Source organism: Providencia sp. PROV033, assembly GCF_028484855.1.
Classification (GTDB): Bacteria; Pseudomonadota; Gammaproteobacteria; order Enterobacterales; family Enterobacteriaceae; genus Providencia; species Providencia alcalifaciens.
The window spans coordinates 1-12,613 of sequence record NZ_JAMPSW010000100.1 but is presented as its reverse complement, the minus strand read 5'-3'; the positions used below and the strand labels follow the sequence as shown (position 1 = coordinate 12,613).

The 12,613-nt window shown below is 44.5% G+C and carries 15 protein-coding genes; 11 read left to right on the top strand and 4 right to left on the bottom strand.

Annotated features, from left to right (window positions below; all coding sequences use genetic code 11):
* Positions 1 to 171: 171 nt before the first annotated feature.
* The 3 genes from PSF16_RS14445 to flgA all read right to left on the bottom strand — a co-directional run bounded on the left by PSF16_RS14445 (position 172) and on the right by flgA (position 1,843).
* Positions 172 to 612, bottom strand: a complete 441-nt coding sequence (locus PSF16_RS14445; RefSeq protein ID WP_272689506.1) for a flagella synthesis protein FlgN — start codon at positions 610 to 612, stop codon at positions 172 to 174.
* A gap of 11 nt (positions 613 to 623) precedes the next feature.
* Positions 624 to 926, bottom strand: coding sequence for a flagellar biosynthesis anti-sigma factor FlgM (gene flgM / locus PSF16_RS14440; RefSeq protein WP_272689505.1), 303 nt, complete (start codon positions 924 to 926; stop codon positions 624 to 626).
* A gap of 245 nt (positions 927 to 1,171) precedes the next feature.
* A complete protein-coding gene (flgA, locus tag PSF16_RS14435; protein ID WP_272689504.1) occupies positions 1,172 to 1,843 on the bottom strand; it encodes a flagellar basal body P-ring formation chaperone FlgA in 672 nt (223 codons plus the stop codon).
* Positions 1,844 to 2,083: 240 nt separating this feature from the next.
* Here flgA and flgB point away from each other — a divergent pair, with 240 nt between their 5' ends.
* The 11 genes from flgB to flgL all read left to right on the top strand — a co-directional run bounded on the left by flgB (position 2,084) and on the right by flgL (position 12,427).
* Complete coding sequence (gene flgB / locus PSF16_RS14430) at positions 2,084 to 2,497, top strand: flagellar basal body rod protein FlgB (RefSeq protein WP_006657508.1); 414 nt, start codon at positions 2,084 to 2,086, stop codon at positions 2,495 to 2,497.
* Between the two features lie 5 nt (positions 2,498 to 2,502).
* The gene (flgC, locus tag PSF16_RS14425; protein WP_036951457.1) at positions 2,503 to 2,907 is read left to right on the top strand and encodes a flagellar basal body rod protein FlgC; all 405 of its coding nucleotides are present in this window, start codon (positions 2,503 to 2,505) and stop codon (positions 2,905 to 2,907) included.
* A gap of 12 nt (positions 2,908 to 2,919) precedes the next feature.
* Complete coding sequence (locus PSF16_RS14420; protein WP_272689503.1) at positions 2,920 to 3,786, top strand: flagellar hook assembly protein FlgD; 867 nt, start codon at positions 2,920 to 2,922, stop codon at positions 3,784 to 3,786.
* Between the two features lie 45 nt (positions 3,787 to 3,831).
* Positions 3,832 to 5,100, top strand: coding sequence for a flagellar hook protein FlgE (flgE, locus tag PSF16_RS14415; RefSeq protein ID WP_272689502.1), 1,269 nt, complete (start codon positions 3,832 to 3,834; stop codon positions 5,098 to 5,100).
* A 15-nt stretch (positions 5,101 to 5,115) separates the two neighbouring features.
* Positions 5,116 to 5,871 (top strand): flagellar basal body rod protein FlgF, encoded by a 756-nt coding sequence (locus tag PSF16_RS14410; RefSeq protein ID WP_272689501.1) that lies wholly within the window; start codon positions 5,116 to 5,118, stop codon positions 5,869 to 5,871.
* A 47-nt stretch (positions 5,872 to 5,918) separates the two neighbouring features.
* The gene (flgG, locus tag PSF16_RS14405; protein ID WP_272689500.1) at positions 5,919 to 6,701 is read left to right on the top strand and encodes a flagellar basal-body rod protein FlgG; all 783 of its coding nucleotides are present in this window, start codon (positions 5,919 to 5,921) and stop codon (positions 6,699 to 6,701) included.
* Positions 6,702 to 6,781: 80 nt separating this feature from the next.
* Positions 6,782 to 7,516, top strand: coding sequence for a flagellar basal body L-ring protein FlgH (locus tag PSF16_RS14400; RefSeq protein WP_154628524.1), 735 nt, complete (start codon positions 6,782 to 6,784; stop codon positions 7,514 to 7,516).
* Positions 7,517 to 7,551: 35 nt separating this feature from the next.
* Positions 7,552 to 8,667 (top strand): flagellar basal body P-ring protein FlgI, encoded by a 1,116-nt coding sequence (locus PSF16_RS14395; protein WP_272689499.1) that lies wholly within the window; start codon positions 7,552 to 7,554, stop codon positions 8,665 to 8,667.
* Positions 8,667 to 9,647, top strand: coding sequence for a flagellar assembly peptidoglycan hydrolase FlgJ (gene flgJ / locus PSF16_RS14390; protein ID WP_036951441.1), 981 nt, complete (start codon positions 8,667 to 8,669; stop codon positions 9,645 to 9,647). The genes PSF16_RS14395 and flgJ overlap by 1 nt, the downstream gene beginning before the upstream one ends.
* A 139-nt stretch (positions 9,648 to 9,786) precedes the next feature.
* Entirely contained in the window at positions 9,787 to 11,427 is a 1,641-nt protein-coding gene (flgK, locus tag PSF16_RS14385) for a flagellar hook-associated protein FlgK (RefSeq protein ID WP_272689498.1), read from the top strand.
* A gap of 64 nt (positions 11,428 to 11,491) precedes the next feature.
* The gene (gene flgL / locus PSF16_RS14380) at positions 11,492 to 12,427 is read left to right on the top strand and encodes a flagellar hook-associated protein FlgL (RefSeq protein WP_272689497.1); all 936 of its coding nucleotides are present in this window, start codon (positions 11,492 to 11,494) and stop codon (positions 12,425 to 12,427) included.
* On the opposite strand, the gene PSF16_RS14375 is transcribed toward flgL, so the two are convergent.
* On the bottom strand, positions 12,410 to 12,547 hold the full coding sequence (locus PSF16_RS14375; RefSeq protein ID WP_272689496.1) for a hypothetical protein: 138 nt from the start codon (positions 12,545 to 12,547) through the stop codon (positions 12,410 to 12,412). The genes flgL and PSF16_RS14375 overlap by 18 nt on opposite strands.
* Positions 12,548 to 12,613 lie beyond the last annotated feature (66 nt).

Genomic DNA, 12,613 nt, shown 5'->3' with positions numbered 1-12,613 from the left:
AGAAAAAATCGGGGTTACAGATGGAGAGGTTGTGAAATGTATTGAGGTGAGAATAAAAGCAAGAAAAGCGAAATTTAATCGGCCAAAAGGCTGAGTTTAATAAACCAAAAAGACTCTGATCATTTAACCAGATAAAAATAGGGGGTGAGGAAAATAGGTTTAGCCAGAAATCTAAATTGAAATTTTCTTTCCTAACGTAGGGCGTTTAGATTCTAAGCCGTCAGCACCGTAAGTTGACTGATTATTATGCTTTTTCACAAAATTTAGACGTTGTGCATTCAGCTCAATATGCAGTTGAAGCATTTGGTGATTACGATAATTTAAATCTTTTAGCTGAGCCGTCAGGTCTTTAATTGTATTCCAAGTGTGGCTAAGCGCTGGGTTACCTTCATACGGCGCAACGATTTTTGCTTGCTCTTCCAGTCGTAAACGGTGGTTCACGCCATGACTGATAGCGGCAACTAAAAAACGCTTTTGCTCCGTTGTTTCCTGAAATGGAGAAGGTGGCACACGATGGTAACCCAGTAATAGCTCTTCATTTTTCATCACAATTTCCAGTGACTGCAAATGACCAAGCTGCTGTTCTAATAGGAGTAATAATTCGTCGTTCATAGTCGTTCAGTTTATTTCATAGAAAGCATGCATTCATGAGCGTCACGTAAAATGCCATCAGCGATTTTACCTGCATCCATAGTTAACGTGCCGTCTTTAATGGCTTGTTTGATTTTTTCAACTTTAGTCACATCAATATCAGAAGCTTGAGGCTGAAGTAATTTCTTTTGTAATTCACTCGGTGCGAAAGTACTCTCTTTGACCGTCTCGTTAGCGGAGACTTTTTTCTCACGCACTAGCGCAGCGGTTTCCTGTGGGGCACGAGTGGTTACCTGAGTCAAGGCAGAGATTGCAGATGTTTGCTCAATAGCCATAGTATTTTTCCTGTACCCGATATTTTTGATATAGAGAGTTATCGGCAGAGATTAATGAACCTTTAATATTCGGTTCGATTTCAAATTACCAGTGATGTAAGTTATTTCACTTAATTATCTGAATAAATCCTAATAATTAACTGTGTACTTAACTACTTCAGACGAATTACAAAAATTATACCTGTAATTCGTTGTAAAAACAGAAATTTATCATGCAGTAACTTAATGATTTAACGTAAATTAAGTTAGTTTAGCGCAACGTGTACACTGCCATTCTCTTGCGCTTCACCATTGACCACTTGCCCGTTGATGAGTCGAACTCGAATGTTCTCGCCAATGACGGCATTATTGATAGCTCGACCTTCATATTTCACAGAGAAATTATCCCCTGTGGCGAACACATAGACTGTTTGACCCGCCTTAATAGCCCAAGGGCGCCTAACCATTGAGCGAGTAAACGTCTGCCCAGCAGTAATATTGCGAAGGGCTAACGTACCACGCAGTGCCATTTTGTCGGTAGATGCCCCAGATGGCAATTGATGAATAAGCCCTTTTTTGGTGCCAATATCCACAAATTCAATGGTTTCTCCCCGCTGAATATTGCGGGTAGCAACATAATATTGCCCGGTGACATTCACCGTCAGCTGTAAATACTGTTTTTTCTTATCGCACTGCACTGGCAATGAGATATTCCCCATATTACGACCCCCACTGGGTAAGCCAATTTGCGGCTTATCACAATTTGGCCATTTATCAATTGGGGTTTTTATTTCAATTGAAACGCTATTTTGTTTTCCATGAATTTTACGGAAATACTGGTCAATATCTTGTGGAAGAGATGCTTGCACAGAAAAAGAAAATAGGTTTAATATACTGATAATTAAAATATATTTAATTGAAAAAATAGTTTTTATCATCCCATTTCCTTTTTCATCCAATACCTTTTCACCCTTGAAGTTTACCTACATCGTCAATAATGAATGAGGCAAATAGGTCAATTATTTTGCTTTTATCTCGCCATTAGATTTTTTATCTGCCAGCTAATATGAGCATCGAATTTCTATATTCAAACTTTGCGTTTATAAAAACTGCAATTAAAAGATTCTTAATTTTCGTCTAAATCGATTAGGAATTAACTGAAATCCATTGAGGAAACCATGATTGATAAATTAGATGCCACCTTTGCTTTTCAGCAACGGGCTTTGTCCATAAGAGAAGCAAGACAGACTGTTTTGGCTTCTAACATCGCCAATGCGGATACCCCCGGTTATCAAGCGCGTGATATTGATTTTAATCGTCAATTACAACAAGCGATGGATAAAGGCGTGGTGAAAGGAAAGGGTATTTCACTGGCAGTGACAGCCAAAGGACATATTGAAGGCCATGATATGAAGCCTGCTGCACTGGATCTGAAATATCGCGTGCCTTATCAAACTTCAATGGATGGAAATACGGTTGATATGGATGTTGAACGCAGCCAATTTGCTGATAACACATTGAAATATCAAGCCGATCTTACATTCATCAATAGCCAAGTCAAAAGTATGTTGGCCGTTCTACAACAAGGGTAAGGGGTATGGGTTTACTCAGTATTTTTGATATCTCCTCTTCTGCATTAACCGCGCAATCTCAGCGTTTAAACGTTAGTGCGAGTAACATGGCGAACGCAGAAAGTGTGGTGGGTCCTGATGGTGAACCATACCGCGCGAAGCAAGTGGTTTTTCAAATGGCACCACAAGGTCGTAACCAAGTCGGTGGCGTTCGTGTGAGTGAATTAATCGAAGATCCCGCTCCCCCGCGTATGGAATACAAGCCCGGTCATCCTCTTGCAGATGAAAAGGGCTATGTGAAGATGCCTAACGTCGATACCGTGGGTGAAATGATCAACACCATCTCCGCATCGCGTAGCTATCAAGCCAACTTAGAAGTCATGAATACCGCTAAAACATTGCTACAGAAAACCTTAACGCTAGGTCAGTAACGGAGACGCGCAATGGGAATTTCTGCCTCAATGAATGATTCTTTGGATAACACAGTTGCTGGACCTGCAGCTGCAGCGAGTAACATTCCAAAGAAAAGTCAAAGTGATGATATGCGTGACACATTTTTAACCATGATTGTCACGCAAATGAAGAACCAAGATCCGACCAAACCAATGGATAACGCGGATTTAACGGGGCAATTGGCGCAGATAGCCACGCTTGAGAGTATGAATAAACTCAGCGATAGCGTTACCGGAATTTCGAAACAAATTGGGTCTGGACAGTCATTACAGGCGACGCAACTAGTGGGCAAGGGGGTGCTTATCCCGCGCAATGAAATTGTGCTTGCGCCACTGAAAAAAGAGAGCAACGGCGAAAATAGCAATGTGGCTAAGCCGGCTAACCCGTTACCTGATGATGTGATTAGCGCGAATAGCCCATCTAATTTTGGGCTCAGTAATTTTGGTGCAACAGAAGGTAATGAAGGCGGGGACGGTACTGAAGAGCCGCAAACCGATTACATTTCATCGCCATTTGGTTTCTTCCTACCGAAGATGGCCGATAGCGTTGAAATTACCATTCGAGACAAAAACCGCACCGTCGTCCGTACCATCACCTATGACTCAGAAGTGAAACCCGATATTTACGATATGGCATGGGATGGTCGCGATAACAACGGCAATGTGGTTGCCGATCCGAAAGGTAAATATTTCTTTGATGTGAAAGCCGTCAGGATGGGGTCTGAAATTGCTGTCACCAAACTCGGTTATGCCCGAGTCAATGGTGTCACACCTGGCTCAGATGCACCATTACTGGATGTTGGAATAGGGCAAAGCGTGCCACTAAGCAGCATCTTTAAAGTGTATCCCGCATCTTAATTTTATTCCCCAAACTTTTATTCCCCAAATATTCATGGAGAAAATATGTCTTTTTCACAAGCAGTCAGTGGCTTAAATGCAGCATCAGCGGGGCTAGACTCGATTGGTAACAACATTGCCAACTCCGCAACTAACGGTTTTAAAGGGGCGACAACCTCGTTTGCTGATATGTTTGCCGGCTCCGGTGTTGGACTTGGTGTTAACGTTGCAGCCGTCACTCAAAACTTCAAAAATGGTCCAATTACCCGTACTGATAGAGCAACCGACGTTGCGATTTCCGGTAACGGTTTTTTCCGTGTTCAAGACAAAAACGGTGATGTTTATTACAGCCGTGACGGTCAATTCCTGCGTGATAAAAGCGGTAACTTAGTCAACAACCAAGGCATGGTAGTGACTGGATATCCGGCAAGCGTGGATGAGAAAGGCAATATCACAGTACAAAGTGGTGGTGTTCCGGCTGGCATGAATATCCCAACGGATATGATGAATGCGAAGCAATCTGATTTAGCTAAGTTAACGATTAACTTGAACTCAGAAGATAAAGTTAAAGATAAGCCTTTTGATCCAAACAAGCCTGATGATATCGCGACATATAACTTCAGCACTACCATGACAGCTTATGACAGCCAAGGTAACACCCATGAAATTTCTGTTTATTTTGTGAAGGATGCAGATAACAAATGGAGTGCATACGCTAAAGCTTCTAGTGAAACTAAAGCTGAAAAGCTGGGGGAGCTAGAATTTGACGGTAACGGTAAGCTAATGACTGAAAAAGTTGTCAAAGGCCCAAACTCTGGTGCCCCAGATACTACGGTTCAATTACCAACAACGTTTGCTTTCCCATTCAAAGGCTTAAATGGTGCGAATGATGGTACTCTACAAGTTGATTTGGGCAAAACCCGTCAACAAAAAGTGAGCAAATCTTCAGTCAGTGCTATTGATGTTAACGGCTACCCTGCGGGTGAATACACCACCTTCAAAATCGAAGATAACGGTCTGATTGTTGCTAACTACTCCAACCAACAAAAACGCGTTGTGGGTCAAATTGCGTTATCCGCATTTGCTAACCCGAATGGTTTGGTTTCCCAAGGTGGTAACGTCTGGGCTGCGTCAAATGCTTCTGGTAACCCAATGGATGGCGTTCCGGGTGTAGGTCAATTCGGTAAATTAACCAGTGGTGCGCTGGAATCGTCCAACGTGGATATGAGCCAAGAACTGATCAGCATGATTGTGATGCAGCGTAACTATCAGTCCAACGCCCAAACCATTAAGACCCAAGACCAGATGTTACAAACACTGGTTAACTTACGTTAATCCTAGAGGCTGGCGATGGATCATGTCATTTATACCGCAATGGGCGGGGCGCGTCATGCGCTTGAAAACCAAAGTATTGTGTCGAATAACATTGCGAACGTTTCAACGGCGGGTTTTAAAGCTCAGATGTCAGCGATGCGTGCAGTGCCTATTCATGGTGATACCGAGCAGACGCGTACGTTAGTTGTCGCATCAACACCCGGTGCGGATATGAGCCAAGGTCAACTGAACTATACCGGTAGACCGATGGATGTTGCGTTGAATGATAAACACTTTTTGGCAGTCGCTTTAGGCGATGGCACTGAAGCGTATACCCGCAACGGTAACATTCAAATTTCGCCAGACGGTGAATTGATGATTGGTGAGCGCGTGTTACAAGGTGATGGCGGTGCTATTAACGTGCCACCGAATGCGGAATTAACTATCGGTAACGATGGCACCATTACCGCGTTGCTGGCAACCGATCCACCAACCATGTTGGGACAGATTGGCCGCCTCAAAGTGGTTGAAGCGCAGCCGCAAGACTTAGTCCGTGGTGAAGATGGATTATTCCATTTATCCCCTCAGGCGCAAGCAGCGAATGGCGAAGGATTACCGATGAGCGAGCGTGCTGTCGTGACTTCTGGGGTGATTGAGGGCAGTAACGTCAATGCCGCTGAAGCCATGGTCTCCATGATTGCCAATGCTCGCCATTTTGAAATGCAAATGAAAGTGATCCACAGCGCAGACGAAAATGCGCAGCGTGCCAATCAACTACTTACGATCAGCTAATCACTAACAGCTAGCCGCTGGACGGCAATTGTTAGTAAGGAATGACTATGATCCGCTCTTTATGGATTGCAAAAACAGGGCTTGATGCTCAACAAACAAACCTAGACGTAATTTCCAACAACTTGGCAAACGTCAGCACCAACGGTTTTAAACGCCAACGTGCGGTATTTGAAGATTTACTGTACCAAAACATCCGTCAACCGGGGGCGATGAGTTCAGAACAAACCTCATTACCATCAGGTTTACAAATGGGTACCGGTGCGCGCCCAGTGGCGACAGTACGTATTCATAGCCAAGGTAACTTGAACAAAACCGGCACGACCACGGATATCGCCATTAAAGGTCAAGGTTTTTTACACGTTCAGATGCCTGATGGTACCAATGCTTACACCCGTGATGGTGCGCTTCAGCGTAACCAAGATGGCCAGTTAGTGACATCGAGTGGCTATCAAGTGGTTCCGGCGATCATGATCCCAGAAAACGCCAACAGCTTGAGTATTGCCCGCGATGGTACGGTTTCAGTCACCGTGTATGGAGACAACCAACCACAGCAAATCGGTCAAATCACGTTAACCACTTTTATTAACGATGCTGGCTTAGAAAGCATGGGTGAAAACCTGTACATGGAAACCGCAAGTTCAGGTGCACCGAATGAGAGTGCTCCGGGCACCAACGGCGCGGGCTTGCTGTATCAAGGCATGTTAGAAACCTCAAACGTTAACGTTGCTGAAGAGTTGGTGAACATGATCCAAACTCAACGTGCATACGAAATTAACAGCAAAGCAGTTTCTGCATCAGACCAAATGCTGCAACGTCTGACACAGCTGTAAGTAAGGATGGCAGTTCATGAATAACATCGTGAACTGCCTTTCGTGATGACAAAGGTATCCAGTAGCAAAAGAGTCGCATGATGATTGAAAACGGTATTGTTCCTAAGCGGAGAAAAACAGTGTTACAGACCACAAAATCCGTCTGTTTGGTTGCGGCAGTGGCGGTCACATTAAATGGCTGTGCACATATTAAGCCACGCCCGCTGGTGGACACACAAACCAGTGCAGTACCGACTGCACCCACAGCACCCGCTCCTAACGGTGCTATTTTTCAGAGTGCTCAACCTGCTTACTACGGCTACCAGCCGCTATTTGAAGACAGAAGGCCTCGTAATGTTGGCGATATCTTAACGATCAACTTACAAGAAAACGTGAGTGCGAGTAAAAACTCGTCTGCAAATGCAAACCGTAGCGGAAAAACCGGATTCTTGGCAGCGATTCTGCCTGGGTTTATGCAAGGTTGGTTAGGCGGTAGCAACACAGAAATTGATGTGAAAGGAAACAGCGACTTTAACGGCAAAGGTGGCGCAAATGCCAATAATACCTTTAAAGGCACAATTACCGTGACCGTTGACCAGTTATTAGCAAATGGCAATTTACATGTCGTGGGTGAAAAACGCATTGCGATTAATCAGGGAACGGAATCTATTCGTTTCTCCGGCGTGGTGAACCCGCGCACGATTGGCGCAGATAACAATGTAAGTTCCACGCAAGTGGCTGATGCTCGGATTGAATACGTTGGTGATGGCTATATCAACGAGTCCCAAACAATGGGGTGGCTACAGCGCTTTTTCTTAAATGTATCCCCTTACTAAGTGAATATCCGTCAGCTAATAGCCGAGAAAAATCAATGAAAAACAAATTATTCGTTCTCATTTCATTTGTTTGCCTTTTCGGGAGCCTATTTGTTGCTCCTGCCTACAGCGAACGAATTAAAGATCTCACCACGGTGCAAGGGGTGAGAGATAACCCATTAATTGGTTATGGTTTAGTGGTCGGATTGGATGGAACGGGTGACCAAACCATGCAAACCCCATTTACCACTCAAAGCTTAAATAACATGTTGTCCCAGATGGGCATCACTGTTCCACCGGGCACCAACATGCAGCTGAAAAACGTCGCAGCGGTCATGGTCACGGCAAAAATGCCGCCATTTGGTCGCTCTGGTCAATCGGTGGATGTGGTTGTTTCCTCGATGGGTAACGCAAAAAGTTTACGTGGTGGTACCTTGCTGATGACGCCATTAAAAGGGAGTGATGGGCAAATTTATGCGATGGCGCAAGGTAACGTTTTAGTGGGTGGTGCAGGGGCTAGTGCAGGCGGAAGCAGCGTCAAAGTCAACCAACTTAATGGTGGACGTATTACTGATGGTGCAACCATTGAACGCGAACTGGCCAGTAGCTTTGGTCAAAGTGGTGCTATCAACCTGCAACTCAACGAGGACAGTTTTGCTTTAGCACAAGACATTTCAGATGCGATTAACCGTCTGGGTGGAATGGGTTCTGCGCGCGCATTAGATTCGCGAACTGTTCAATTACTCGTTCCCGCAAATAACACAGACCAAGTCCGCTTTTTATCGCGAGTTCAAGAGCTGAACGTACGTACGCCGATGGCAGAAGCCAAAGTTATTCTGAATTCACGCACTGGCTCTGTGGTGATCAACCGCAGTGTGACGTTGGATAGTTGTGCGGTCGCGCATGGCAGCTTAGCTGTGACAGTTGACCGTCAAACCCAAGTTAACCAACCCAATACGCCATTTGCTGGCGGACAAACGGTGGTCACTCGTAACACCAATATTGGCGTGAAAGAGCAAGGTGGGGCGCTGCAAAAAGTGAATGCAAGCGTTCAACTTAACCAAGTTATCCAGGCGCTCAATACCTTAGGGGCAACGCCAACAGATTTAATGTCTATCTTGCAAGCGATGGAAAGTGCGGGCTGCCTACGTGCGAAACTGGAGATCATCTAATGAGCGATATGCAGTTATTACAAGGGGCTGCGTATGATGTCCAGTCGTTAACCAGTTTAAAAGGCGAGTTAAACAAATCGCCGGAACAAGGGCTGCGTCAAGTGACGCAGCAACTGGAAGCAACATTCGTGGAAATGATGCTCAAAAGCATGCGTTCTGCATTACCGCAGGATGGCATGTTTTCCAGCGACCAAACGCGCATGATGACCAGTATGTATGACCAACAAATTGCTCAAGACCTTGCCCAAAAAGGGCTTGGTTTTGGGGAAATGATGTATCAGCAACTGACCCGTGACCAATCACCAAGCTCACCCGCACAAGGCGCTTTTATGCCACTCAATGAGCAGGATCTGCAATCGTTGCCACCGTTCGCGTTAGAGCAAATGGTACGACGATTCGCCCCTGCTATGGGGGATGCACTGGCATCACCTTTCAAGCAAATCAAATCCTTATCACTCAATAGCAGCAATTTTATCAATCAATTGATTGAGCCTGCTAAAAATGCCAGTGAAAAAAGTGGTATTTCCCATTTCTTAATTCTGGCGCAAGCGGCATTAGAAAGTGGTTGGGGAAAACGAGAAATTCTGACTGCGGAAGGTAAAACCAGCCATAACTTATTTGGTATTAAAGCGGGTAAAAATTGGCAAGGACCGGTCACGAATATTATGACCACGGAAGTGATCAACGGTAAAACCATCAAAATGCGCGATGATTTCCGGGTGTATGGCTCCTATGAAGAGGCGATTTCCGACTATATCAGCCTGTTAACGGAAAATCCTCGCTATAAAGATGTTAAACACGCCGCAACCCCAGAAATTGCAGCACGTCGCCTCCATAAAGCAGGGTATGCGACCGACCCTGGATATTCAGACAAATTGATCACGTTAATTAACCAGATTCGTGGTTCGGGTAGTGTGGCGAATACCTCGGCGTCACGGGCGATTCAAGCTTATAACATCGACTTAAACGATATCTTTTAAAGCATCTTAATAAATCAAAGTTTGCGCTAAACATTTGCGCCAATTTTCCGATAAATAAATAAGTGAAAAATTTTGAGTGGCTAGCGCTGAGATTGAGTCAGCCAATCAAAGCGCTCAGTCCCAAGAATAGGAAAAGCTTATGCTGAACAATGTAATGAATAATGCGCTCAGTGGTGTGAACGCTGCGCAAGGCGGGTTAAGTGTTATTTCTAACAACTTAGCGAACGCTGGCGTAGGTTACTATCACCGCCAAAGTGCTGTTTTCGGGGAGAATCCCGGTACGATGACACCTAATGGTTATTTTGGTAACGGCACCTATTTCAGCCATGTTCGCCGTGAGTTTGATGAATTTGTTAATGCGCAATACAGCCAATCCCGCGCGCATAGCGGTGATTTCGAAGCGTATGTGAAAAACTGCAACAAAGTGGATGACCTACTGACAAACAATGTCGAAGACTTGTCTGGTAGCATCGGCAGCTTTTTTACAGCGCTGGATACAGCTAGCAGTGACGCGAGCGACAAAACGCTGCTTGACGTTTTCTTAGGGCAATCCAACGCGCTAGTTTCTCAATTCAAAGAAGCTGATAAACAACTGCAAGAGATGGAACGTGATATCAACCGCCAAATTGAAAATAAGGTGAAAGATATCAACATCTACGCAGAAAAAATTGCGGGATTAAACCAACAAATTGCACGTGTGCGCTCCGTCAGTGGCTCAGAGCCTAACGATCTGCTGGATGTCCGTGACCGCTTAGTGAATGAAGTTAACTCGTTGATTGGCGTTAAAGTTATCGAACAAAATGGCAACTATAACGTGACCTTTGCCAACGGGCTACCGCTGGTTACTGGCGAAAAAGCTAACCGTTTAGAAGCAGTGCCATCCTCAAAAGATGACAGCCGTTTTAGCATTGGCTTTGTGGGGGCAAATGACCAAGTTCGTGAAATCCCTGACGAAGCATTCAAAGGCGGTGAATTGAGCGGTATTTTACGTTCACGCCAAGAAGTGCTCGACCCTGCTTATCAAAAAATCAATAAATTAGCGTTAGTTTTTGCGACTAAATTTAATGAAATTCATCAAAAAGGTTTTGATTCTAATGGCGAAACTGGCAAAGACTTTTTCGCGATTGGTAAAGGCTCTGTGGTCAGCAACACCTTCAATACCGGTAAAACTGACTTTGATTTGAGTTACAGCGATGTTTCTCAAGTGACGGGCAAAAACTATGAAATGCGTTTTGATGGTGGCAAATGGAATGTAACCCGTTTACCGGATGGCGTTGACGTTAAAGTTGATACTGGCACTCCAGGTTCACTGAAATTTGAAGGTATTGAACTCAAAATCACGACCAATTCTCCTGCACAAGGAGACACTTTCGTCGTTAAACCGATGAATGGTGTGGTTAACGGGATGTCAACGCTGGTAACCGAGTCTTCGCAGTTTGCAAAAGCAGGCAGTAAAGATGGTGGCCCGGGTGACAACAAAAATATTAAAGAGTTAGTTAAGCTGCAAGACCAAAAACTGATTGATGGTGGCTCGACGTTCTCTGATTTCTACGCAACATTAGTCAATGATGTGGGAAGTCGTACTAAGCAAGCGCAAATTGATTCTGAAACCCAGAACAAAATGACCGAAAGTTTCTATCGCCAAGAGCAAGAAATTTCGGGGGTTAACATGAATGAAGAGAGCATTCAGATGCAAAAAATCCAGCAATTCTTTAACGCCAATGCTCAGGTATTAAAGACGGTTGATGATTTATTTAATGCATTAATGCGTGCGTTCTAATTGATGGCGTTTTGAGTGATCAAAAACACTGGGTTTTAATCAGAATTTAATAAGGATTTAAGCGATGCGTTTAAGTACGAATATGATTTTCCACCAACGCTTACAGGACATGAATGGCGCTCAATCTCGTTGGATGGAGGCGGGTAGTCAATTAGCTTCAGGGCAGCGTGTAAACAAGCCTTCAGATGACCCGCAGGCATCATCTCAAGCGGTGCGTATTAACCAGTCTGAAAACCGCAACCAACAATATGTGACCAGCCGCGGTTTTGCGAAAACCGGTATGACGTTGCAAATGAGCATCCTGACGCAAATGACGGATGTCACGACGCAAATCGATACCACCATCATTCAAGCTTCTAACCAAGGCGCTTTGAGTGATAAAGACCGCAATTCACTAGCTGAGCAACTGACAGGCCTGAAAGAGCAATTAGTTGCGCTGGGCAATACCACCGACGGTAATGGTCGCTATATTTTTGCGGGCTTTAAATCTGATAAGCCACCATTTGAAATTGATGCGGATGGTGAAGTGCTGTACCACGGTGGCGATAAGCCAATCACTCAGAATGTCGCGAGTGAGCGTGAAATGACTACCTATTTCACGGGCGCACAAGTGTTTGAAACCGATGGTACGGGTATGGTCAATGTCTTTAAAGCATTGAACGAAGGCATCAAAGCGCTGGGCATTCCACAAGAAAATGCACCACAAGCGGATTTAGACAGAGCGCAAGCGGGTATGGACGCGGCTAACCGTGGCATTAAAGCGGCATTGGATCAAATCTCCAATATCGAAGCGAAACAAGGTTTACAGCTGCAAGAGATTGATAAACTTGATTTCTTAGCGGATACCCGTTCTATCCAGAATGCGGCGCGTAAAAGTGAGTTGTTAGAGACGAACTGGACAGCGACCACAACGGATTATTATAAAGAGAAGGCGATGTTCCAAGCTTCTCAAGATATTTTTAAAGATCTGAACAGCATGTCATTATTTGGCGGCCGTTAATTGATTTTTACCGCACCCTGTAGCAGTGGCATGTGTATCGGGTGCGGGGTTTTCTTCCCTGTATTTTTTATACCTCTTTTCAGTTTTTCCTTCTGATTTTTCTTGCACGATTTTTTTCATTCCAATCCGCATTTTCGTTTTTCTCTTTTAAGGTCACTGGGTTTAACTTTTTAATAAATTAATTAA